The organism is Kocuria sp. CPCC 205231 (assembly GCF_040980965.1).
GTDB lineage: Bacteria > Actinomycetota > Actinomycetes > Actinomycetales > Micrococcaceae > Kocuria > Kocuria rosea.
Genome location: NZ_JAVKPP010000004.1, coordinates 285,540 through 308,182, shown reverse-complemented (window position 1 = coordinate 308,182; position 22,643 = coordinate 285,540). Strand labels below are relative to the sequence as shown.

Annotated in this window: 22 protein-coding genes; 6 read left to right on the top strand and 16 right to left on the bottom strand. The window is 73.6% G+C overall.

Annotated features, from left to right (window positions below; all coding sequences use genetic code 11):
• Positions 1-294: 294 nt before the first annotated feature.
• Positions 295-1,971: a catalase gene (locus tag RF640_RS06055; protein WP_368827098.1), complete on the top strand. Its 1,677-nt coding sequence runs from the start codon at positions 295-297 to the stop codon at positions 1,969-1,971.
• Positions 1,972-2,079: 108 nt separating this feature from the next.
• Here the strand turns inward: RF640_RS06055 and RF640_RS06050 are convergent, their stop codons facing one another.
• On the bottom strand, positions 2,080-3,600 hold the full coding sequence (locus RF640_RS06050) for a long-chain fatty acid--CoA ligase (RefSeq protein ID WP_368827096.1): 1,521 nt from the start codon (positions 3,598-3,600) through the stop codon (positions 2,080-2,082).
• 194 nt (positions 3,601-3,794) lie between these two features.
• Here RF640_RS06050 and RF640_RS06045 point away from each other — a divergent pair, with 194 nt between their 5' ends.
• Complete coding sequence (locus tag RF640_RS06045; RefSeq protein WP_017832875.1) at positions 3,795-4,238, top strand: ankyrin repeat domain-containing protein; 444 nt, start codon at positions 3,795-3,797, stop codon at positions 4,236-4,238.
• Positions 4,239-4,278: 40 nt separating this feature from the next.
• On the opposite strand, the gene RF640_RS06040 is transcribed toward RF640_RS06045, so the two are convergent.
• The 6 genes from RF640_RS06040 to argC are packed head-to-tail and all read right to left on the bottom strand — an operon-like array spanning position 4,279 to position 10,293.
• Entirely contained in the window at positions 4,279-4,773 is a 495-nt protein-coding gene (locus RF640_RS06040) for an arginine repressor (RefSeq protein ID WP_017832876.1), read from the bottom strand.
• Positions 4,770-5,738 carry an ornithine carbamoyltransferase gene (argF, locus tag RF640_RS06035; protein WP_017832877.1) on the bottom strand — a complete coding sequence of 323 codons (969 nt, stop codon included), beginning with the start codon at positions 5,736-5,738 and terminating at the stop codon, positions 4,770-4,772. Before argF ends, RF640_RS06040 begins: the two co-directional genes overlap by 4 nt.
• Positions 5,739-5,746: 8 nt before the next feature.
• Positions 5,747-7,060, bottom strand: coding sequence for an acetylornithine transaminase (locus tag RF640_RS06030; RefSeq protein WP_368827093.1), 1,314 nt, complete (start codon positions 7,058-7,060; stop codon positions 5,747-5,749).
• Positions 7,057-7,986 (bottom strand): acetylglutamate kinase, encoded by a 930-nt coding sequence (argB, locus tag RF640_RS06025; RefSeq protein ID WP_109243429.1) that lies wholly within the window; start codon positions 7,984-7,986, stop codon positions 7,057-7,059. The genes RF640_RS06030 and argB overlap by 4 nt, the downstream gene beginning before the upstream one ends.
• A 46-nt stretch (positions 7,987-8,032) precedes the next feature.
• The gene (argJ, locus tag RF640_RS06020; protein WP_017832880.1) at positions 8,033-9,247 is read right to left on the bottom strand and encodes a bifunctional glutamate N-acetyltransferase/amino-acid acetyltransferase ArgJ; all 1,215 of its coding nucleotides are present in this window, start codon (positions 9,245-9,247) and stop codon (positions 8,033-8,035) included.
• Positions 9,244-10,293, bottom strand: a complete 1,050-nt coding sequence (gene argC, locus RF640_RS06015) for an N-acetyl-gamma-glutamyl-phosphate reductase (protein ID WP_109222409.1) — start codon at positions 10,291-10,293, stop codon at positions 9,244-9,246. The genes argJ and argC overlap by 4 nt, the downstream gene beginning before the upstream one ends.
• Before the next feature lie 333 nt (positions 10,294-10,626).
• On the opposite strand from argC, the gene RF640_RS06010 reads away from it, so the two are divergent.
• Together RF640_RS06010 and RF640_RS06005 are read left to right on the top strand one after the other, a co-directional pair.
• The gene (locus RF640_RS06010) at positions 10,627-11,595 is read left to right on the top strand and encodes a quinone oxidoreductase (protein ID WP_035929620.1); all 969 of its coding nucleotides are present in this window, start codon (positions 10,627-10,629) and stop codon (positions 11,593-11,595) included.
• The gene (locus RF640_RS06005; protein ID WP_126346404.1) at positions 11,592-12,959 is read left to right on the top strand and encodes a M1 family metallopeptidase; all 1,368 of its coding nucleotides are present in this window, start codon (positions 11,592-11,594) and stop codon (positions 12,957-12,959) included. The genes RF640_RS06010 and RF640_RS06005 overlap by 4 nt, the downstream gene beginning before the upstream one ends.
• Before the next feature lie 94 nt (positions 12,960-13,053).
• Here RF640_RS06005 and RF640_RS06000 read toward each other — a convergent pair whose 3' ends face one another.
• The 3 genes from RF640_RS06000 to pheS all read right to left on the bottom strand — a co-directional run bounded on the left by RF640_RS06000 (position 13,054) and on the right by pheS (position 17,492).
• Positions 13,054-13,671, bottom strand: coding sequence for a hypothetical protein (locus RF640_RS06000; protein WP_095651767.1), 618 nt, complete (start codon positions 13,669-13,671; stop codon positions 13,054-13,056).
• 194 nt (positions 13,672-13,865) lie between these two features.
• On the bottom strand, positions 13,866-16,418 hold the full coding sequence (gene pheT / locus RF640_RS05995) for a phenylalanine--tRNA ligase subunit beta (RefSeq protein WP_035929626.1): 2,553 nt from the start codon (positions 16,416-16,418) through the stop codon (positions 13,866-13,868).
• A 3-nt stretch (positions 16,419-16,421) separates the two neighbouring features.
• Positions 16,422-17,492, bottom strand: a complete 1,071-nt coding sequence (pheS, locus tag RF640_RS05990) for a phenylalanine--tRNA ligase subunit alpha (RefSeq protein WP_035929629.1) — start codon at positions 17,490-17,492, stop codon at positions 16,422-16,424.
• 304 nt (positions 17,493-17,796) lie between these two features.
• Here pheS and RF640_RS05985 point away from each other — a divergent pair, with 304 nt between their 5' ends.
• The gene (locus tag RF640_RS05985) at positions 17,797-18,225 is read left to right on the top strand and encodes a DUF4157 domain-containing protein (RefSeq protein WP_136341722.1); all 429 of its coding nucleotides are present in this window, start codon (positions 17,797-17,799) and stop codon (positions 18,223-18,225) included.
• Positions 18,226-18,269: 44 nt separating this feature from the next.
• Here the strand turns inward: RF640_RS05985 and RF640_RS05980 are convergent, their stop codons facing one another.
• From RF640_RS05980 to RF640_RS05955, 6 genes are all read right to left on the bottom strand, one after another.
• Positions 18,270-18,722 (bottom strand): (deoxy)nucleoside triphosphate pyrophosphohydrolase, encoded by a 453-nt coding sequence (locus RF640_RS05980; RefSeq protein ID WP_237740428.1) that lies wholly within the window; start codon positions 18,720-18,722, stop codon positions 18,270-18,272.
• A gap of 4 nt (positions 18,723-18,726) precedes the next feature.
• Complete coding sequence (locus RF640_RS05975; RefSeq protein WP_109222431.1) at positions 18,727-19,608, bottom strand: RNA methyltransferase; 882 nt, start codon at positions 19,606-19,608, stop codon at positions 18,727-18,729.
• Between the two features lie 47 nt (positions 19,609-19,655).
• Positions 19,656-20,045 carry a 50S ribosomal protein L20 gene (rplT, locus tag RF640_RS05970; protein ID WP_031282709.1) on the bottom strand — a complete coding sequence of 130 codons (390 nt, stop codon included), beginning with the start codon at positions 20,043-20,045 and terminating at the stop codon, positions 19,656-19,658.
• Positions 20,046-20,139: 94 nt separating this feature from the next.
• Complete coding sequence (gene rpmI / locus RF640_RS05965) at positions 20,140-20,334, bottom strand: 50S ribosomal protein L35 (protein WP_017832891.1); 195 nt, start codon at positions 20,332-20,334, stop codon at positions 20,140-20,142.
• A gap of 156 nt (positions 20,335-20,490) precedes the next feature.
• The gene (infC, locus tag RF640_RS05960; protein ID WP_277873033.1) at positions 20,491-21,456 is read right to left on the bottom strand and encodes a translation initiation factor IF-3; all 966 of its coding nucleotides are present in this window, start codon (positions 21,454-21,456) and stop codon (positions 20,491-20,493) included.
• 352 nt (positions 21,457-21,808) lie between these two features.
• Positions 21,809-22,105, bottom strand: coding sequence for a DUF503 domain-containing protein (locus RF640_RS05955; RefSeq protein ID WP_251356138.1), 297 nt, complete (start codon positions 22,103-22,105; stop codon positions 21,809-21,811).
• A gap of 105 nt (positions 22,106-22,210) precedes the next feature.
• Here RF640_RS05955 and RF640_RS05950 point away from each other — a divergent pair, with 105 nt between their 5' ends.
• Entirely contained in the window at positions 22,211-22,621 is a 411-nt protein-coding gene (locus RF640_RS05950) for a DUF1844 domain-containing protein (protein WP_144836326.1), read from the top strand.
• The last annotated feature ends 22 nt before the right edge of the window (positions 22,622-22,643 follow it).

The window sequence follows — 22,643 nt, the reverse complement described above, 5'->3', positions numbered from 1 at the left end:
TGGTCCGGGCGCCACGGCGTGGCCCCGCCTTCTGTGCATGACTATACACGTCGACTTGTATTTATGCATACTCTGCGGACCGTCCCGCGCACTCCCCCGCCGGGCCGCGCCCGCCCTCCGACCTGCGGAGGTGCCGTGCGCCACTCCGCAATTATGAATAGCTAGCAATAGCCCGGCCCTTCCGACATACTGGGGACCGGGTGTGATCCAGACCGACCGACCGCACCCCACCACGGCGGGGGCCACGCGCCCCGGCCGTCCTGCACACCCGGTCCCTACCCCGAGAGGAACCCCATGACGAACGTTCCCGAGCAGACCCTCACCACGCGTCAGGGCCACCCGGTCCACGACAACCAGAACACCCGCACCATCGGCTCGCGCGGGCCCGCGACCCTCGAGAACTACGCGTTCCTCGAGAAGATGAGCCACTTCGACCGCGAGCGCATCCCCGAGCGCGTGGTGCACGCCCGCGGCACCACCGCCTTCGGCTACTTCGAGGCATACGGCGCCTACGGCGACGAGCCCATCGCGAAGTTCACCCGCGCCAAGGTCTTCGCCGAGGCCGGCAAGCGCACCGACGTGGCCGTGCGGTTCTCCACCGTGGCCGGCGGCCGGGACTCCTCCGAGGTGGCCCGCGACCCGCGCGGCTTCGCCGTGAAGATGTACACGGAGGAGGGCAACTGGGACCTCGTCGGCAACAACCTGGGCGTGTTCTTCATCCGGGACGCCATCAAGTTCCCGGACTTCATCCACTCCCAGAAGCCGGACCCCGTGAACTTCGAGGCCGGCGTGGCCAACCGCGCCTTCGACTTCTTCAGCCAGTCGCCCGAAGCGATGCACATGATCACGATCCTGTTCTCCCCGCGCGGGATCCCGGCGGACTACCGCCACCAGCAGGGCTTCGGCGTGAACACCTACAAGTGGGTCAACGCCGCCGGCGAGTCCCTCCTGGTGAAGTACCACTGGATCCCGAAGCAGGGCGTGAAGTCCCTCACCTCGGCCGACGCCGCGAACATCCAGGCCCAGACCCTCGGCTCGCACACCAAGGACCTCTACGACGCGATCGAGGCCGGCGACTACCCCGAGTGGGAGCTGCAGGTCCAGGTCATGGAGGACCACGACCACCCCGAGCTGGACTTCGACCCGCTGGACGACACCAAGGTGTGGCCGGAGGAGCTGTTCCCGCCGAAGCCGGTCGGGCGCATGGTGCTGAACCGCAACCCGCAGAACTTCTTCGCGGAGAACGAGCAGATCGCCTTCGGCACCGGCGTGCTGGTGGACGGCCTGGAGTTCTCCGACGACAAGATGCTCGTGGGCCGCACCTTCTCCTACTCGGACACCCAGCGCTACCGCGTGGGCCCGAACTACCTGCAGCTGCCGGTCAACGCGCCGAAGGCGCCGGTGGCCACCAACCAGCGCGACGGCCAGATGGCCTACGCCGTGGACCACGCCCCGGGCCAGAACCCGCACGTGAACTACGAGCCGTCCATCATCGGAGGCGTGCAGGAGACTCCGAAGCCCGAGGGGTACCAGCCCGAGGTCGGCCCGGAGATCAGCGCGCGCCTGACCCGCGCCCGGATCGAGCGGACCAACGACTACAAGCAGGCCGGCGAGCGCTTCCAGCTCCAGGAGGAGTGGGAGAAGGAGGAGCTCATCGACAACCTGGTCGGCGCGCTCTCCCAGTGCGACCGCCCGATCCAGGAGCGCATGGTCTGGCACTTCTACATGGTCGAGGACGAGATGGGCCGCCGCGTGGGCGACGGCATCGGCGTCTCCCTCGAGGACGTCAAGAACCTGGGCCCCCTGGCCACCCAGCGTCTCTCCGAGGAGGAGCTGCAGCGCGTGGCCAACCTCGGCAACAACGGCCCGCGCAGCGTGGCGGGTCTCACCATGACCCACTGCGTGCCCAACGAGCACGTGGCCGTGGAGCGCGAGCCCCAGCAGGCGAGCCCCGCGATGATGTCCAGCTGACCCGTCCGGGAGGCGCCCCGTCCGGGGCGCCTCCCCCGGTGTCCGTGCGGACCCATCGAGCAGGAGGGGCCGGCCGCGTCCAGCGGCCGGCCCCTTCCGTGTGCGGGCTCAGCCGCGGTGCCCGGCGCCCGCGAGGTCGAGGGAGCGCTTGAGGATCTTGCCGGTCGGGCCCTTCGGCAGCTCGTCGACCACCTTGTAGTAGCGCGGGTGCTTGTACTTGGCCACGCGCTCGCGGACGAAGGCGTCCAGCTCGTCGACCTTCGCGTCCCGCTCCGCCTCGGGCACGTCGCGGAAGGCGACGACGGCGGCGACCTCCTCGCCCATCGCCTCGTCCGGCACCCCGACCACCGCGGCCTCGGCGATGCCGGGGAACTGGTAGATCACTTCCTCGACCTCGCGGGGGTAGACGTTGTAGCCGCCGCGCAGGACCATGTCCTTCTTGCGGTCCACGATGTAGTAGAAGCCGTCCTCGTCCACCCGGGCGAGGTCCCCCGTGGCGAACCAGCCGTCACGGATCGCGGCCTCGGTGGCCTCGGGGTTGCGCCAGTAGCCGGCCATCACGTACTCCCCGGCCACCACGAGCTCGCCGATTTCCCCGACGGGGACCTCCGCGCCGAGGTCGTCCACGACCTTCAGCTGCGCGCCCCGCACCACCGTGCCGATCGAGCCCGGGCGGCGTCCCCGGTCCTTCTGGTTGAAGCACACCACCGGGGAGGTCTCGGACAGGCCGTAGCCCTCGTAGATGGGGGCGCCGAAGACCTCCTCGAAGCGCTCCAGGACCTCGACCGGCAGCGGGGACCCGCCCGAGACCCCGGCCCGCAGGTGCGGCAGCTCGACCGTCCCGCCGTCCGCGGCGGCGAGCAGCGCCACGTACATGCTCGGCACCCCGGCGAAGACCGTGACCTCCTCCCGGACCAGGATCTCCAGCGCCTTGGCCGGGTCGAAGCGCGGCAGCAGCGTGACGGTCGCCCCCGCGTGGACGACGCCGTTGAGCGCCACGGTCTGGCCGAAGACGTGGAAGAACGGCAGGGCCCCGAACATGACGTCCCCGGGCGCCAGGTCGAAGAGGCCCGCGGACAGCGCCGCGTTGGCCCGGAGGTTGTGGTGCGTCAGGACGGCGCCCTTGGGCCGGCCCGTGGTCCCGGAGGTGTAGAGCAGGACGGCGGGCTCGTCGTCGTCGCGCTCGGCGACCCCGGGCCGCGGCGGGACGTCCGCGAGCGCCTGCAGCGTGCCGGCGGCCGAGACCTCGACCACCCGGACGTCCCGGTCCAGGTCCGCGACCGCGGCGCGGGTCGCCTCGGCCATCGCCTCCCAGACGAGCACCAGGGACACCTCGGCGTTGTCGAAGTGGTACGCCAGCTCCCGGGGGCTGAGGAGGGGGTTGAGGGGCACGACCACCCCGCCCGCGCGCAGGATCCCGTAGTAGGCGATCGGCATGTGGGGGACGTTGGGCAGGATCAGGGCCACCCGGTCGCCCTGTCCGACGCCGGCCGCGGCGAGCATCGACGCGACCCGCGCGGACAGGTCGTCGAGGGCCCCGTAGGTCAGGACCTTGTCGTCGAGGACCACCGCCCGGGACTCCGGGGAGGCCGCGGCCGTGTCGGTGAGCAGGGTGGCGAGATTCGTCATGGGGGAACTCCGGATCCCCGGTGCACGGGCACCGGCGCGAGGAACGGGCACGAGGTGGGCTGTGTCACACGAGCGTGCCAGTCGGTTACTGCAACGTCAAGACCCGGGTACTTGGGGGTGGCGCGTGTCGCGGTCCCCACCCCCGATAAACTGGCCGGCAGGAGCTGCATCCGACCGACCTCGAAGGACCACCCGTGACCGAGAACCCCCAGCCGACCGACCAGCCGCAGGACCCGGCGGCTCCCCAGCTGACCGAGGAGGAGATGGCCTACGTGCTCTCCCTGTTCGAGATGGCCCGGACGGGGGACACGGAGAACCTCCTGCCGGCCGTGCGCGCCGGCGTCCCGGTGAACCTCACCAACGGCAAGGGCGACACCCTGCTGGTCCTCGCGGCCTACCACCAGCGCGAGGAGACCGTCGCGGCGCTGCTCGAGGCCGGGGCGGACCCGGACCGGGTCAACGACAACGGTCAGACGGCGCTGATGAGCGCGGTCTTCCGGGGCAACGAGACGATCGTGCGGACGCTGCTCGCGGCCGGGGCCTCGCAGACGGCCGGCGCCCACTCCGCCCTGGACTTCGCCCGGGTCTTCGAGCGCACGGAGCTCGTCCCCGTCCTGGAGGAGTACGCGGCCCGCTGAGCGCGCGGCGCACGGCCGGCACGGGGCGGCGCCGGGACCTCTACTCGGCGAGCTCCAGGAAGCGGCGGGCCACGGCGTGGCCGCCGTCCGCCGCCCGGCACACCACCATGATGGTGTCGTCGCCGGCGATGGTGCCGAGGACGGCGGGGAGCACGGACGTGTCGATGGCGGAGGCGAAGTACTGGGCGGCCCCCGGCGGGGTCCGCAGGACCACGAGGTTCGCGCTCGCCTCGGCGGTGACCAGCAGCTCGCGGCACAGGCTGGCCAGGCGCGCGTCGAGCACCTCCTGGGTGATCCCGGAGGCGGGCGAGCGGTCGGCCCCGGCCTGCGGGACGGCGTAGACGAGGGCGCCGGAGCCCTCGCGCACCCGGACGGCCCCGAGCTCCACGAGGTCGCGGGAGAGCGTGGCCTGGGTGACCTGCACGCCGTCCTCGGCCAGCCGGGCGGCCAGCTCGGCCTGCGAGTGGATCGCCCCTCCGGTCACGAGGGCCACGATCCGGGCCTGCCGGGCGGTCTTGGTGGCGGGGATGCTCATGCGGGGACGGCGGAGGCGTCGGCGGCACCCAGGTCGTAGCGCCCGGAGCGCGCCATGAGCCAGACGAGCAGGGCCTTCTGGGCGTGCAGGCGGTTCTCCGCCTCGTCCCACACCACGGACTGCGGGCCGTCGATGACCTCGGCCGCGACCTCGGAGCCGCGGAAGGCGGGCAGGCAGTGCAGGAACAGCGCCCCGGGCGCGGCCTGGGCCATCGCCGCGGCGTCCACGGAGTACGCCCGGAAGACCTCCGCCCGCGCCTCGGTCTCCGCCTCCTGGCCCATGGACACCCAGGTGTCGGTGCAGACCACGTCCGCCCCGGCGAGCGCCTCGGCCGGGTCGGTGGTCACGCGCACGGACCCTCCCGTCTGCTCCGCGCGCTCCTCGGCGGCCCGCACCACCGCCGGGTCCGGGAGGTGGCTCGCCGGGCCGGCCACGCGCACGTGCATGCCGGCGGTGGCCCCGCCCAGCAGGTAGGAGTGGGCCATGTTGTTGGCGGCGTCCCCGAGGTAGGCGAAGGTGAGCCCGGCGAGACCGCCCCGGTGCTCCCGGACGGTGAGCAGGTCCGCGAGGATCTGGCAGGGGTGGTAGTCGTCGGAGAGCCCGTTGACGACGGGCACGGTGGCGGCCGCGGCCATCTCCTCCAGCCCGGACTGGGCGTAGGTGCGCCACACGATGGTCGAGGCCATGCGGGAGAAGACGCGCGCGGTGTCGGCCACGCTCTCCTTGCCCAGCTGCGACTCGCCCGGGTTGATCATCAGCGGGTTGCCGCCGAGATCGGCGATCCCGGCGGAGAAGGAGACCCGGGTGCGGGTCGACGTCTTGTCGAAGATCACGGCCACGGTCTGGGGCCCCGCGTAGGGCCGGTGGGCCCAGCGGTCGGCCTTGAGGCGGGCGGCGAGCTCGAGCACCTCGGTCTGCTCCTGCTGGGAGAGGTCGGTGTCGACGAGGAAGTGGCGGGGGGTCATGGACGGGTTCATGCTTCTTTCGGCGGGGAGTCGGGCGAGGTCGCGGCGGGGGCCGTGACCGCGGCGGCGGCGGTGCGCAGGACCTCGGGGAGCGCCTCGAGGAAGGTGCGCGCCTGCTCGGGGGTCAGGATCAGGGGCGGGGCCAGGCGCAGGGTCCCGGGGCCGGTCGCGTTGACGATGAATCCGGCGTCCCGGGCGGCCTCGACCACGGCGGGGCCGAACGGGGCGGTGGCCCCCTCGGGGACCTCGAGGTCGGCGCCGATCAGCAGTCCGTGCTGGCGCACGTCGCCGATCCCGGGGACCGCGCGCAGCCCCTCGCCGAGCACGGCGCCCACGGTGCGCGCGTGCTCCAGCAGGCCGTCCTCCTCGATGACGGTGACGGTGGCGAGGCCCGCGGCGGTGGCCGGCGGGTTGCCGCCGAACGTGGTGCCGTGCTGGCCAGCCCCGAGCAGCGCGGAGACCTCCGGGCCGACGGTCAGCATCGCGCCGATCGGGAAGCCGCCGCCGAGGCCCTTGGCCAGGGTGATCGCGTCCGGCAGGTCGTCGCCGGTGAGCTCGGCGGAGGAGGCGAACCAGCGGCCGGTGCGGCCCATCCCGGTCTGCACCTCGTCCACGACCAGCAGCGCACCGTGCCGGCGGGTCAGTTCCCGGGCGGCCCGGAGGTAGCCCTCGGGCAGCTCGCGCACGCCGGCCTCGCCCTGCACGGGTTCCACGATCAGCGCCGCGACCGTCCCGTCGAGGTGCTCCTCGAGGGCCTCGACGGTCGCCGGGATGTGCCGGACCCCGCCCGGGAGGGGCTCGAAGGGCGCCCGGTAGGCCTCCTTGGCGGTCAGGGCGAGGGCGCCCATGGTGCGGCCGTGGAAGGCGGACTCGAGGGCGAGGACGGTGCCGCGGGGCCGGCCGTCCGGGCCGGGGTGCTCGTGGCCGTGGCGGCGGGCGAGCTTGAACGCGGCCTCGTTGGCCTCGGTGCCGGAGTTCGCGAAGAAGACGTGGGAGCCCGCGGGCGCGCCGGCCAGGGACAGCAGCTTCCCGGCGAGGGCGATCTGCTGGGGGGAGGTGAAGAAGTTGGAGACGTGCCCGAGGGTGGCGAGCTGGCGGGAGACGATCTCCACCCAGCGCGGGTGGGCGTGGCCGAGGGCGTTGACGGCGATGCCCGCGAGCAGGTCGAGGTAGTCCTGGCCGTCGGCGTCGGTGACCACGGCGCCCTTGCCGTGGGTGAGCACGAGGGACGGGCTGCCGAAGACGCCGAGCAGCGAGTCGGCGTACTCGCCGAGCAGGGCGGTCTGGGCCGAGTAGCGGGAGGCGGTGTGCTGGGCGGTCATGACGATGCTCCGTGGTCGGGGACGAGCTGGGTACCGATGCCGGTGTCGGTGAAGATCTCGAGCAGGCACGTGTGCGGGCTGCGCCCGTCGACGATGGACGCCCGGCGCGCCCCGCCCTCCACGGCCCGCAGGGCCGCCTCCATCTTGGGGATCATCCCGGCCTGCAGGCTCGGGAGCATCGCGCGCAGCTCCGAGGCGGAGAGCGACGCGATGAGGGAGTCCTTGTCCGGCCAGTTCGCGTAGAGCCCCTCGACGTCGGTGAGGGCCACGAACTTCTCGGCGCGCAGGGCCACCGCCACGGCGGCGGCGGCGGTGTCCGCGTTGACGTTGAGGATCTCCCCCGTGGGGCGGCCGTGCGCGTCGACCTCCGGCGCCACGGAGGAGATGACGGGGATCCGCCCGGCCTCGAGGAGCTGGGTGACGGGCTCGGGGTTGACGCCGACGACCTCGCCCACGTGGCCGAGGTCCACCTCCTCGCCGTCCACCACGGTGCCCCGGCGGACCGCGCGGAACAGCTCGGCGTCCTCCCCCGAGAGCCCGACGGCGTACGGGCCGGTGGCGTTGAGCAGGGAGACGAGCTCCCGCTGGACCTGCCCGGTCAGCACCATGCGGATGGCGTCCACGGCCTCCTTGGAGGTGACGCGCAGCCCGCCGCGGAACTCGGACTCGATGCCCAGCCGCTCCAGCATGCGGTTGATCTGGGGCCCTCCGCCGTGCACCACGACCGGCTTGATCCCGACGTGGCGCAGGAACACCATGTCCTCCGCGAAGGCCTGCCGCAGCGGCTCGGACACCATGGCGTTGCCGCCGTACTTGAAGACCATCACGGACCCGGAGTAGCGCTGGATCCAGGGCAGGGCCTCCATCAGGGTGCCCGCCTTCAGCTGGGCGGTCTCGTAGCGGGTCGGGTCACTCGGGTCGGTCATGGTTCTCCTGCGCCGTGGGTCGGTGCTGTGCTGGTGGGCGGGCTGGTCAGCTGGAGTAGGCGCTGTTCTCCTCGACGTAGTCGTGGGTCAGGTCGTTGGTCCAGACGGTGGCGTCGGCGTCCCCGGCCTTGAGGTCGACCAGGACGGTGACCCTGCGGTCGGCGGCCAGGTCCACGCCCTCGCGCGGGTCCCCGATCATGCCGTTGCGGCAGACCACGACACCGTTGATGGCGACGTCGAGCCGGTCGGGGTCGAACGCGGCGTCGGTGGTGCCGACCGCGGACAGGACGCGGCCCCAGTTGGGGTCGTTGCCGTAGATCGCGGCCTTGAAGAGGTTGGAGCGGGCCACGGAGCGGCTCACGTCCTCCGCCTGCCGCTCGGTCGCGGCGTTGACGGTGGTGATCTCGATGTCGTGGGACGCGCCCTCGGCGTCCGTGATGAGCTGCTGGGCCAGCGAGTGGCACACCGCGGTCACGGCCTGGCTGAACTCGAACTCGTCCGGCGTGATCCCGGAGGCGCCCGAGCCGAGCAGCACCACGGTGTCGTTGGTGGACATGCAGCCGTCGGAGTCGGTGCGGTTGAACGTGACCTTCACCGCGTCCTCGAGCGCCCACTGCAGGGCGTCGGAGGAGAGCTCCGCGTCGGTCGTGAGCACCACGAGCATCGTGGCCAGCCCCGGGGCGAGCATGCCCGCGCCCTTGGCCATGCCGCCGACCGTCCACCCGTCGCGGACGTAGGCGGCCTGCTTGGAGACGGAGTCGGTGGTCATGATGGCCCGGGCCGCGGCGGCCCCGGCGGCGTCGTCGTCCCCGAGGGCCTCGACGACCCCGGGGAGGCCGCGCTCCATGACGTCCATGGGCAGCTGGATGCCGATCAGCCCGGTGGAGCACACCACCACGTCCCCGGCCCCGACCCCGAGCGCCTCGCCGACGAGCTCGGCGGTCCGGTGGGAGGCCTGGAAGCCCTGCGGTCCGGTGCAGGCGTTGGCGCCGCCGGAGTTGAGGACCACGGCGGCGGCCCGGCCGTCCGCGGTCGCGGCCTTGGACCACTGGACGGGCGCGGCGGTGATCCGGTTGGTCGTGTACACGGCCCCCACGTGGTGCTGGGGCCCGTCGTTGACGACGAGGGCGAGGTCCGGTCCGCCGGAGTCCTTGAAGCCGGCCTCGGTGCCGGCGGCGCGGAAGCCCTGGGCGGCGGCCACGCCGCGGGCGGTGTCGACCTGCAGGGTGCCGGCGGGCTGCTGGGAGGGGTACGTTCTCACGGTGCGACTCCTTGGAGTGTCAGGCCGGTGTCCTCCGGCAGGCCGAGGGCGAGGTTCATGGACTGGACGGCACCGCCGGCGGTGCCCTTGACGAGGTTGTCGATCACGCACGTGACGATGACCCGCCCCGCCCGGGCGTCGTGGGCGAGCTGGAGCTGGGCGTGGTTGGAGCCGGCCACCGACTTCGTCGCGGGCCACCGTCCCTCGGGCAGGACGGTGACGAACGGCTCGGCCGCGTAGGCGGTCTCCCAGGCCTCCCGCAGCTGCCCGGCGGTCACGCCCTCGGGGACCCGCGCGGTGGCGGTGGTGAGGATGCCCCGCGGCATGGGGGCGAGCGTCGGGGTGAAGGAGATCCGCACCCGGCGCCCGGCGGCCTTCGAGAGGCCCTGCTCGATCTCGGGGGTGTGCCGGTGGGCGCCGCCCACCCCGTACGGGCTCATCGAGCCCATGACCTCCGAGCCGAGCAGGTGCGCCTTGACGGCCTTGCCGGCCCCGGAGGTGCCCGAGGCCGCGACGATCACGACGTCCTCCGGCTCCAGGAGACCGGCCGCGAAGCCGGGGCCCAGGGCGAGCAGGGCACTGGTCGGGTAGCACCCCGGCACCGCGATGCGGGTGGCGCCGCGGAGCTGCTCGCGCTGGCGGGTGCCCTCGGCGTCCACGACGAGCTCCGGCAGCCCGTACGGCCAGGTCCCGGCGTGCGGGGACCCGTAGAACTGGTCCCACTCCTCGGCGGAGTCGAGCCGGTGGTCGGCGCCGGCGTCGATCACCACGGTCTCCGCCGGCAGCTGCGCGGCGATCGCGGCCGAGGCGCCGTGCGGCAGGGCGAGGAAGACGACGTCGTGGCCGGCGAGGTTCTCCACCGTGGTGTCGACGAGCACCCGGTCGGCGAGGGAGTGCAGGTGCGGCTGCAGCTCCCCCAGCCGCTGGCCCGCGTTGGAATGGGCCCCCACGGCCCCGATCTCGATCTGCGGGTGACCGGCGAGGATCCTCAGGACCTCGCCACCGGCGTAGCCGGATGCCCCCGACACTGCTGCGCTGAACGTCATAGAACCCACTCTAGCTCAAAGTTATGCATGGTCTTCAATATTTATGCACGCTACGGGGGGAGGACCGGCGGAGCGGTGCGCGGGTGCGCCTCGTCGGAGCACGTCAGGATCCCCCCACTCGGATCGACCACGGCCGCTCTCGCGCTCCCCCCGGGAACGGCTCTGCCACCGAATCTACGCTTCCCGTCTGCAAATTTCGATGATTACGGGGGCTTTCCCGTGCCCCCTCTTGTGCACACGCTACCCCTGGGCGACCCCTGCGGGGAGGGCGCGGCGGGACTCCGTGCCTACCATGGCAGGGTTCCCGTCCGCGATCTCCAGGAGGTACCCGTCATGGTCCGTTGCGTCATGGTCGAGCGAGCCGGAGGCCCCGAGGTCCTGACCCTCGGCGAGCGTCCGGACCTCGAACCCGGTCCGCGCCAGCTGCTCGTCGAGACCCGCGCGGCGGGGGTGAACTTCATCGAGGTGTACCAGCGCGAGGGCGTCTACCCCGTGGAGCACCCCTTCACCCCGGGCTCCGAGGGCATGGGCGTGGTGACGGGCGTGGGCTCCGAGGTGCGCCACTTCGCCCTGGGCGACCGGATCACCACCTCGCAGGCGTCCCGGACCTACGCCGACGCCTTCCTCGTGGACGCCGACAAGGCCCTGCGCGTGCCCTCCGGCGTGTCCGACGAGGTCGCCGCGGCCGTCCCGCTGCAGGGTCTCACCGCGCACTACCTGGTCCGCTCGACGTACCCGGTCCAGGAGGGCGACGTCGCCGTCGTCACCGCGGGCGCGGGCGGGGTCGGCGGTCTCGCCGTGCAGCTGCTGAAGTCGCTCGGGGCCACGGTGGTCGCCCTGGTGGGCACGCAGGCCAAGGCGGAGACCGCGCGCTCCCTGGGGGCCGACTTCGCCCTGGTGGGCTACGAGGGCTTCGCCGAGCATGTCCGGGAGGTCACCGGCGGCCGCGGCGCCGACGTCGTCTACGACTCGGTGGGCAAGGACACCTTCGACGAGTCGCTCCGGGCGCTGCGCCGGCGCGGGATGCTGGTGCTCTTCGGCGGCTCCTCCGGCCAGGTGCCCCCGCTCGACCCGCAGCGGCTCGCCCAGCACGGCTCCCTGTTCCTCACCCGCCCCACCCTCAACGACTACCTGCTCGACGAGAAGGAGCGGAACTGGCGCGCGGGCGAGCTGTTCGACGCGGTGCTCGACGGGTCGCTGACCCTCCGCGTCGCCGAGACGTTCCCGCTCGACCGGGCACGGCAGGCCCACGAGCTGCTCCAGTCCCGCGCCGCCCAGGGCAAGCTGCTGCTGGTCCCGTGAGCGCCGCACCGATGCACCGCTTCCTCGGCGCCGACGGCGCACGGGACCCCTACACGCCGTTCGTGGGGTGCTGCGCGGCCACCGTGGAGCACTACGACCTGGACCTCGACTACGACGTCGAGGACAACGGCCTCGAGGCGCGCGCCATCCTGTCCTGCCGCGCGCTGCACGACACGGACCGGATCGAGCTGGACCTCACCGAGCTCGCCGTGACCGACGTCAGGTTCGGCACCGGCGGACTCGGCGGTCTGCTCGGCGGCCGCCGCGTCCGCGCCGACCACCGCGGGAGCCGCCTCGTGCTGACCCTGCCGCGCGTCGTCGCCGCAGGGGAGGCGTTCACGCTCACCGTGGCCTACGAGGGGTACCCCGAGTCCCTGGACGGGCCCTGGGGCGAGATCGGCTGGGCCGAGCTCGACGACGGCGTGCTCGTCGCCGGGCAGCCCACCGGTTCGTCCACCTGGTTCCCGTGCGTGGACCACCCCTCCCACAAGGCCACCTACCGGGTCGCCGTGCACGCGGACGCCGACTACGAGGTGGTGGTCCACGGCGAGCTGGAGTCCGTGGTGGAGCGCGACGGCGAGCGCCACTGGGTGTACACGTCCCGGGTGCCGCTGCCGCCCTACCTGGCCACCGTGCAGATCGGCCCGTACGAACGGCACGAGCTCTCGGGCTCGCGCGTCCCCCAGTACCTGGTGTGCTCCAGGAAGCGGCGCAAGAAGGCGGAGAAGACCTTCGCGGAGCAGGGCCGGATGATCGAGGTGTTCAACGACTGGTTCGGCCCCTACCCCTTCCCGAGCTACACGGTGGTGGTCGTCGACGAGTCGCTGGAGGACCCGTTCGAGTGCTACGCGTGCTCCGTGTTCGGGAAGAACCAGCTGGGCACGGACTGGGAGGAGCAGCGGCTCGTGGCGCACGAGCTGGCCCACCAGTGGTTCGGCAACAGCCTGGTCCTCTCCGCGTGGCAGGACATCTGGCTCAACGAGGGGTTCGCGTCCTACGCGGAGTGGATCTGGTCGGAGGCCTCCGGCGACAGACCGGCCCGCTGGCACGCGGAGAAGGCGCACCGGACCCTGTCCAAGATGCGCCAGGACCTCGTCATCGGGGACCCCGGGCAGGTGCGGCTCTTCGACGACGTGGTGTACGTCCGGGGCGCCCTCACCGTCCACGCGATCCGGGAGACCGTGGGCGAGGACGCCTTCCGCACGCTGCTGCGCGGCTGGGCCACCGCCAACCGGGACGGGTGGGTGAGCACGGCGGGCTTCCGGGAGCACCTGCGGGGCTTCGTGCCCCGGGACCGGTGGGCGGAGGTCGACGGCCTGCTCGACACGTGGCTGCTCCGCCGGGAGCTGCCCGCCCTGCCCTGACCCGCGCCGGCCCCCGGGCACCGACGGGAACGGGCCCCCGCCGGACGCTGTGCGTCCGGCGGGGGCCCGTTGCGCCGCGCGGGCGGCCGGCCGGTCAGTGCTCCCGGCGGTAGAGCCGGCGGGCGAACCAGACCCCGCCTCCGGCCGCGGCGAGACCGGCGAGCAGCAGCAGGGCCGCCTGGACGCGCTGCCACGCGATGGTGCCCGCGGTGACGCCGTCCCCGAACTCGCCCGCCTCGGCGGTCTCGACCACCTGGAGGGTGCCGTCCTCGACGGCGAGCAGCGCGTCGGCCTCCTGGTGGAAGTCGTCCTCGCCGGAGCCCGTCTGCGTGCCGCGGAAGACGATCTCCTCCCCCGCCTCCGGGACGCGCGGGTCGGCGAGGCCCGAGTCGAAGGGCTGCTCGGTGACCGCCTCGTCCGCGGGCAGCACCCCGCGGTAGATGGGGTTCCAGGTCTTGGTCTGCAGATCGTTGGTGAGGTCCTGGTACTGCCCGGAGATCACCCACGACCGGTCCGCGTAGCCGGCCAGCCTGCGGGAGTCGTCCCAGGCGAGGGCCGCGCTCACCGCGAGGACCAGGCCCAGGAGCAGCCCCAGCAGGCCCACGGCCGTCGGCTTCCAGGCGATCGACCGGCGGGCGCGCCCGTCCTGCACGTCCTGCTCGTCGTCGAAGGCGAAGAACGGCTCCTGGCGGTCGGTGGTCTCCTCGGTCATGCTGCGCTCCTGGAACGGGGTCGGGGAAGGGGGGGGGGCGGTCGCGAACGCCGGGGTCGCGGCCGGGGACCCGGTGCCACAGTACCGAAGTCGACGGCGCACTCCCTGGCGTTCGCGAGTGTTACCGCCCGGGCGGGGCGGGGACGACGGACGGCCCGCTCCCCGGAGGGGGCGGGCCGTCCGGGCGGGACCGCTCAGCCGCGGAGCACGGCGCCGTGGCGCTCGGCGGCGACGGCGACGGCCGCCTCGCGGGCGGCGGAGGCCTCGTCCGCGGTCAGCGTGCGGTCCGGGGCCCGGAAGCGCAGCGCGAAGGCGACCGACTTCCGGCCCTCCTCGATGCCGGGTCCCTGGTAGACGTCGAAGACGCGGACGTCCTCGAGGAGCTCCCCGGCGCCCTCCTCGAGCGCGGCCCGCAGCTCGGCGGCCGGCACGGAGGCGTCCACCACGAGCGCGACGTCCTGCGTGGCGGCCGGGTAGCCGGAGATCGGGCGCGCCTGGACGACCCCGGACTCGGCCGCGGTGAGCGAGCTGAGGTTCAGCTCCATCGCCACGGTCCGCTCGGGGAGGTCCTGCGCGGCGACGAGCTGCGGGTGCAGCTCGCCCGCGTAGCCCAGCGGGGTGCCGTCGGCGGTGGCGAGCACCGCGGTGCGGCCCGGGTGGAACGCCTGGTGGGTGCCCTGGCGGACGGTCAGCTCGACCCCCAGCACCTCGGCGGCCAGCCGGGCGGTGTCGAGGGCGTCCTGCCAGTCGAACGCGCGCGGCGCGGTCCACGGCCCCTCGGCCGCGTCCTTGCCGGCGAGGACCGCGGCGAGGTGGCGCGGCTGGGCGGGCAGACCGGCCTCGAGCTCCTCGAGCACCGCCGGGTCCGGGCGCGCCCCCAGCGGCGGGATGCTCGCGCTGCCGAGCTGCTCGCCGGGGCGGAAGACACGCCCGACCTCGTAGAGCGCCAGGTCGCGGAAGCCGCGGGAGGTGTTGCGCCGCAGCACCTCGAGCAGGCCCGGGAGCAGGGACACGCGCAGCATCCCCTGGGCCTCGCTGATCGGGTTGGCCAGCTTCACCGACGGCACGGGCACCCCGGGCTCGGGGGCACCCCACAGCTCGTTGTCCGCCTGCGCGACGAACGGGTAGGCGAGCACCTCGGTCAGCCCGGCGGCCGCGAGCGCGTCGGCCACCCGCTTGCGGGCCTGCTGCTCGGCGGTCAGGCCGCGCCCGGGGGGCGCCACGGGCAGCCGCGAGGGGATCGCGTCGTAGCCCACGAGGCGGGCGATCTCCTCGACCAGGTCCTCCTTCTCGACCAGGTCGGGCCGCCACGACGGGGGCACGACGCGCCAGCCGTCGTCGGTGGCCTCGACCTGCGCGCCGAGCTCGGTGAGGGTCGCGACGACCTGCTCCGCCGTGTACTCCACGCCCGTGCGGCGGCTCGGGTGGTCCCAGGGCAGCTCGATGGGCGCGGGGGCGGTGGTGGCGTCCACGTCGGTGACCCCGGGCCCGGCCGTGCCGCCGGCCAGCTCCATGAGCAGCTCCACGGCGCGCTGGGCGGCCACCGGGGCGATCTGCGGGTCCACGCCGCGCTCGAAGCGCTTGGACGCCTCGGAGGGCAGCCGGTGCCGGCGGGTGGTGCGGGCGATCGAGACCTCGTCGAAGCGGGCCGCCTCCACGAGGACGTCGACGGTGGCGTCCGAGACCTCGGTGGCCGCCCCGCCCATGACCCCGGCCAGGCCGATGGGCCCGGACCCGTCGGTGATGAGCAGGTCCTCGGGGTCCAGGGTGCGCCGCTTGCCGTCCAGGGTGGTCAGGGTCTCGCCCGGCGCCGCCCGGCGGACCCCGATGCCGCCGGTCAGCGTCCCGAGGTCGTAGAAGTGCAGCGGCTGGCCGAGCTCGAGCATCACGTAGTTGGAGACGTCCACCGGCAGGGAGATCGAGCGGATCCCCGCCAGGCGCAGCCGCGCCGACATCCACGGGGGTGTGGGGGCGCTCGCGTCGATGCCGGTCACCGTGCGGGCGACGAAGCGGGTGCACCCGGGGTTGCCGTGGATCGGGGCGTCGTCCTCGACGGCCACGGGGAAGCCGTCCGCGGTGGGGGCGGGCACCCGGGGCGCCACGGTCCCGGCCGGGTCGGTGAAGGGCTCGTGCACGGCGTGGCAGTACTCGCGGGCCACGCCGCGGATCGAGAACGCGTAGCCGCGGTCCGGGGTCACGTTGATCTCGGCGGCCTCGTCGTGGAGGCCGAGCAGCTCGAGGGCGTCCGTGCCGAGCTCCGGGTCCAGGCCGAGGGTCGAGAGCACCAGGATGCCGTCGTGGTCCTCGCCGATGCCGAGCTCCCGGACGGAGGCGATCATCCCGGCGGAGGTGTGGCCGTAGGTCCTGCGCGCCGAGATCCTGAAGTCCCCGGGCAGGACGGCGCCGGGCAGGGTCACGACGACCTTGTCCCCGACCTCGAAGTTGTGGGCCCCGCAGATCACGCCCTGCACGCCGGAGGGGTCGATGCCCTCGCCGGTCAGGGTCTGCTCCTGGCCCTCGGGGACCACGCGGACGGTGCACCAGTTGACGGTCTTGCCGTTGGAGTGGGTCTCCGGCTCCTTGGACAGCACCTGGCCGACCACGACCGGGCCCTTCAGGTGGTCCGCGGGACGGTGCACGTCCTCCTCCTCGAGGCCCACCGTCACCAGGGCGGCCAGGACGTCCTCGGCGGTCGCGTCCGCCGGGACGGGGGCGTGCTCGCGCAGCCATGACAAAGGAACTCGCATGTCTTAGATCTCCATCCCGAAGTGCTCGCTGAAGCGGACGTCGCCCTCGACCATGTCGCGCATGTCGGGGACGTTGTTGCGGAACATCAGGGTCCGCTCGATGCCCATGCCGAACGCGAAGCCCGAGTACACCTCGGGGTCGATGCCGGCCGCGCGCAGCACGTTCGGGTGGACCATGCCGCAGCCGCCCCACTCGATCCACTGCGGCCCGCCCTTGGCGTTCGGGTGCCACACGTCCAGCTCGGCGGACGGCTCGGTGAAGGGGAAGTAGTTGGGCCGCAGCCGGATCTTCGCCTCCGGGCCGAACATCTGCCGGGCGAAGTGCTCGAGCGTGCCCTTGAGGTCGGCCATCGACAGCCCCTTGTCCACGGCCAGACCCTCGACCTGGTGGAAGACCGGGGTGTGCGTGGCGTCGAGCTCGTCGGTGCGGTAGGTGCGCCCCGGGACGACGACGTAGACCGGCAGCTCGCGGCTGAGCAGCGTGCGCATCTGCACCGGCGAGGTGTGCGTGCGCAGCACGAGGTGCGCCTCGGGCGGGTCCACGAAGAAGGTGTCCTGCAGCTCCCGGGCGGGGTGGTCGGGCTTGAAGTTGAGGGAGTCGAAGTTGTACCACTCGGACTCGACCTCGGGGCCGTCGGCGACCTCCCAGCCCATGGCCACGAACGTCTCGCCGACGCGCTCCATGAGGTTGGTCAGCGGGTGCCGCCCGCCCAGGCGCCGGCGCCGGCCGGCGGCGGTGACGTCCACGGCCTCCTCGACGAGGATCCGGGCGTCCCGCTCCTCCTCCAGCACCGTGGTGCGGGCGGCGACCGCCTGGTTGACGCGGCCGCGGGCCTGGCCGACCAGCTTGCCGGCCGCGGACTTCTGCGACTTGTCCAGGGAGCCGATCTGCCGGTTGGCCAGCGCCAGCGGGGAGCGGTCCCCCGCGTGGGCGAGCCGGACCTCCTTGAGCTCGTCGAGGTCCTGGGCGTTTCCGACGGCGGCCAGGGCCGCCTCCACGGCCGCGGCGACCGCGGCCTCGTCGGTCGGGTCGACCGCGCCGCTCGGGGCGGTCTCGGGTGGCAGTTCAGACATCAGCTGGCGACTTCTTCGGCTCGGGGACGGGGTCGTCCGCGCACGCCGTCCCACGGTCCGTGGGACATGGAGCACGGGAAAGCCCGGATCGGCACGGATCGCGGGCGTGTTCCAGTCTATGGCACGGGCCGCAGGGTCCGCCCACCGCTTCTCCGGCACGTCGACGACCCGGTGGTACCGGAGCGCGGCGCGGTCCGGCGCGGAGGAGTGCCGGCGCTGCCCCGCTGCTTCCGTGCCCGGGTGATCGCAGGCGTGGCGATCGTCGGCCCGGACGGGGTGCGCCGAGCGGATCTAGGCTGGTGCCATGACACCCGAACCGAGCCGGGCGGCGCGCCTGCGGCAGGTGTGGAACATGGCGAACCTGTCCACCCCGCTGGGGCTGCTGGTCGCCGCGGCCTCCCGGACGAAGCTGGTCCGCGGCCCGGAGGGGCTGCTCCTGGGCTTCGGCTACCGGCCCCGGCTGCCCCGGGCCGGGGCGTTCACCGTGGGCAACGTGGTCCTGTTCCGCGCCGGGATCGACGACGTCGCGGCCCGCCCCCGGCTCGTGGCCCATGAGTCCCGCCACGCGACCCAGTGGGCGCAGTGGCTGGGCCTGCCCTTCCTGCCGGCCTACCTCCTGGCCGCGGGGTGGTCGGTGCTGCGCTGCGGGCACCCGGCGCACCGCAACCCCTTCGAGATCGGGGCCGGTCTCGCCGACGGCGGCTACGCCCCGGCCCCCCGCCACCACGGCTGACCGGCGCGCCGCCACCTGACCCGCTCCGGCCGGCACGGACCGGGTCAGCCCCGCAGGTGGTCCAGCAGGGCGTGCACGATCGGCAGGTCGGCCGGGATCCAGGGGAGCTCGAGCGCGGCGGCGGGGTCGGCGAGCGGGAGCCACCGCACGGCCAGGTGGTCCTCCCCCAGCACGGGCCGGGGGTCGCCGCCGGCGGCCACGGCCGTCCAGACCCGCATCGCCGCGGTGTCCTTGAGCGGCCAGCCCTGGGCGTGCGGTCCGCGCACCTCCGCGAGCAGCCGGACGTCCACGCCGAGCTCCTCGGCGCACTCCCGCACCAGGGCCTGCTCGCAGCTCTCGTCCGGCTCCTGTTTGCCGCCGGGGAACTCCCACAGGCCCCGCAGGGCCTCGGGGTAGGCCCGCTGCGCGGCGAGGAAGGCCGTGGGGCGGCGGGCGTCGTCGAGGAGGGCGGCGCCGACCACCTGGGTGCGGTACGCGGCGGGCAGCGGAGCGGTCACGGGCTCAGTGCCCGTCCCCGGCGCCGGGGCGCCGCTGGGCCCGGGCCGAGGCGTAGAGGCACACGGTGGCGGCGGTGCCGACGTTGAGGGACTCCGCCCGGCCGTGCACCGGCACGGCGACGCGGTGGTCGGCCAGCGCCTTCTCCTCCTCCGACAGTCCCCGGGCCTCGTTGCCGAAGAGCCACACGGTGGGGCGCGCCAGGTCGTAGGGGGTGTCGACCCCGTCCGCGCCGGCGGCCCGGGCGGCGGAGGCGTCCTGGAGGCGGTCGAGGTCGACGTCCCCGTGGCCGTCGGCGGCCAGCACGCCGCACCCGGCGGCGCGGGCGGCCCCGAGCAGCGCGGGCAGGTCGGCGCCCACGACGACGGGCAGGTGGAAGAGGGAGCCGGCGGTCGAGCGCACGGTCTTGGGGTTGTAGACGTCCACGCTGCCGGCGGTGAGCACCACCGCGTCCGCGCCGGCGGCGTCCGCCGCGCGCAGCACGGTGCCGGCGTTGCCGGGGTCCTGGACCCGGGCCAGCACGGCCACGAGCCGCGGCCGGGCGGCGAGCACGGCCCCGAGGTCCGCGTCGAGGGGGCGGCACACGACGACGACGCCCTGCGGGGTCACCGCGTCGCTCATCGCGGCGAGGACCTCCCGCGTCACGAGGCGCACGAACACGGAGCGGTCCTCGGCCACGCGCTCGAGGAGCGCGGCGATGTCCGGGTGGCGGCCCAGGGCGTCCTCGGTGACGTAGACGGCGTCCACGCACGGGGACTCCGGATGCCGGGCGAGGGCCTCGCGGGCGTTCTGCGGGCCCTCGGCGAGGAACAGCCCGCGCTTGGAACGCGCGGAGCGCCCGGCCAGTCCCGCGACGTCCCTGACCCGATCGGCTCGGGGGTTGGACATCGGCTGGGCGGCCAGGCGCTCCGTGAGGTTCACTGCTCCGACTGTGCTCAGGCGGCGGCTTCGCGCGGCGCGGAGGTGTCCTCCGGCAGGGCGTTCTTCGCGATCTCGACCAGACCGGCGAACGCCTGCTGGTCGTTCACGGCCAGCTCGGCGAGCATCCGGCGGTCGACCTCCACCTCGGCGGCCTTGAGGCCCTGGATGAAGCGGTTGTAGGTCAGGCCGTTGGCGCGGGCCGCGGCGTTGATGCGCTGGATCCACAGCCGGCGGAAGTCGCCCTTGCGCTTCCGGCGGTCGTTGTAGCTGTAGACGAACGAGTGGGTGACCTGCTCCTTCGCCTTGCGGTACAGGCGCGAGCGCTGGCCGCGGTAGCCGGAGGCCTGCTCGAGGATTTCCCGGCGCTTCTTGTGGGCGTTGACCGCCCGCTTCACACGTGCCACGTGTGTACTCCTTCACTTCGGTCCCGGCCGCGCGGCCGGGAGGTCAAATCTGTGCGGGGCGGGGAGTCGGACTCCCCGGGGGATGCGGTGGGGACTACTTGCCCAGCATCTTCTTGATGACCTTGGCGTCGCCGGGGGCCACGATCTGGTCGGAGGCCAGGCGGCGGGTCAGCCGCGAGGACTTGTGCTCCAGGTAGTGGCGGCGGTTGGCCTGCTGGCGCTTCACCTTGCCGGTACCGGTGAGCTTGAAGCGCTTCTTCGCCCCGCTGTGGGTCTTCATCTTCGGCATGTGGCCGCTCTCCTTGCGTTTCTTCCGGTGGTGGCCACCGGAGGGCACGGCGACGTCCGCCGCACCTCCACGGTGCCCCTGGGCGCAACCGGGACCGGCTGCGCGCCGCGGGGCGCTGTCAGTTCTGCTCCGCTCGCGCGGAAGGTCGTGCGCCGCTCAGGCCTGGGGCCCGGGCTTGGCGCCCGGCTTGGGACCGGGCCGGGGAGCCTTCGGCGCCGCGGCCGGGGCCGTGGGCGCCGGGGCCTTCGGGGCCGGCGGCTTCGGGGCGGCCTTCGGCGCCGGGGCCTCGACGACCTCGGGCGCCTCCGCGACCTCGGGCTCCGGGGCCTCGACGGCCTCGGGCGCCTCCGGCTCGGCGACCTCGGGCTCGGGGGCGGCGGCCTGCGCCGTCTCCGGGACCTCGGGGGCCGGTGCCGGCTCCTGGACCTCGGGCTCCGGGGCCGGCTGCTGCACCGGCTCCTCGGCCTGCCCGGCCCGTTCGCGCAGCTCGGCCGGGAACGCGTCCCCGATCGACTGTGTCACGGGCGCCGCGGAGGACGTGTCGATCTTGTCCTTCGCCTTGCGCTCGTTCTCGGCCTTCGCCTCGTCGCGCTGCTTCTGGCGGCGCGCCTCGGCCTTGGCCTCGGCCTTGTTCTTCAGCGGGCCCACGACCATCACCATGTTGCGGCCGTCGACCCGGGGGCTCGACTCGACCGCGCCGACCTCCGCGACGTCGTTCGCGAAGCGCTCGAGCAGGCGGACGCCCATCTCGGGGCGCTGCTGCTCGCGGCCGCGGAACTGGATCATGGCCTTGACCTTGTCGCCGGCCCCGAGGAACCGCTTGGCGTGGCCGACCTTGGTCTCGTAGTCGTGGGTGTCGATCTTGAGCCGGAACCGGACCTCCTTGAGGACCGTGTTCGTCTGGTTCTTGCGCGACTCCCGGGCCTTGACCGCGGCCTCGTACTTGTACTTGCCGAAGTCCATGAGCTTGGCCACCGGCGGCTTGGCGTTGGGCGCCACCTCGACCAGATCGAGATCCGATTCGCGGGCCAGCCTCAGTGCGTCCTCGACGCGGACGATGCCGACCTGCTCGCCTGCGGGTCCGACGAGACGGACTTCGGGGACTCGGATTCTGTCATTGATACGTGGATCGCTAATGCCGTGCTCCTGATGTTCTGCGTGGTCGCCCGGAGGTTTCCGGGGACCTCATGGTTCGGTCCGGTCCGCAACGACAAAAAGCCCCCGCTGCGGTCGGCAAGCGGAGGCTCATCGGTGCGCCACCCGGGAGTGGCGCGCTGCGTGACGGAGCGGACGCGGGAACTCCCGGCCGTGCCGTCGTGCGGACGATGTCGTCGCGGACCCGGCGGCCGTGATCAGGTCGTCCGAGCGGATCGGGGACCGTGGCCGGCGCGGGTGGGAGTCTCCTCCACTTGCACACTGCCGACCAGTCTAGCCCATGGGCCGCCGGTTCGGGAAACGGCGGGCGTGCGCGCTGTCACTCGTCCTCGGTGCTGTGCAGGGCCCGGCGGGCCGAGAGCAGCTCCGTCTCCGGGCGGGCGGCGACGAAGCGCTCGACGTCGTCGAGGACCTCGACGAGGCGGGCGGCGTCGGCCGCGACCACGGCGGCGCCCACCAGGGCCCGGCGGTGGAGCTCCAGGTGGCCGACCTCGGCCGCGGTCACGGGGAACCTGCGGCGCAGCTCCGCGACGAGGGGCCGCACCACGGAGCGCTTGCCCTTCAGGGAGTGCACGTCCCCCAGGAGCACGTCGAACTCGATCCACCCGATCCACACGGCGTCCCTGCCTCCTCCCTGCCGTCCCCCGGCCTCCCCAGCAGGATAGTGCCGGCGGGGCCGGGACGGTCCGGGCGGCGGACAGCGGTGTGGCAGAGTTGGGACATGACTTCCGAGAACACCTTCCGCTTCGACGACGACGCCGCACGGTCCGGCCAGGAGATCCCGCAGGAGACGGTCAGCGCTGTCGACGAGCAGATGCGCGACATCGCGGAGGTCCCCGCCATCGAGGTCATCACGACCGCGGCCGTGCACCTCATGAGCGCCGCCGCCGTGAAGTGCGGTCTCGCCGCCGGCGAGGACGCGGAGGAGCTCAAGGACCTCGACGAGGCGCGCAAGCTCATCACCGCGCTGGCCGGCTTCGTCACCGCCGCCGCCCCGGAGATCGGCTCGCAGCACGCCGCTCCGCTGCGCGACGGCCTGCGCACCCTGCAGCTCGCGTTCCGGGAGGCCTCGCGCTACCCGGACGCCCCCGGCCAGGGGCCCGGCGAGCGGTTCACGGGTCCCGTCAACTGAGGACCGTCACCACGCGTGCCGC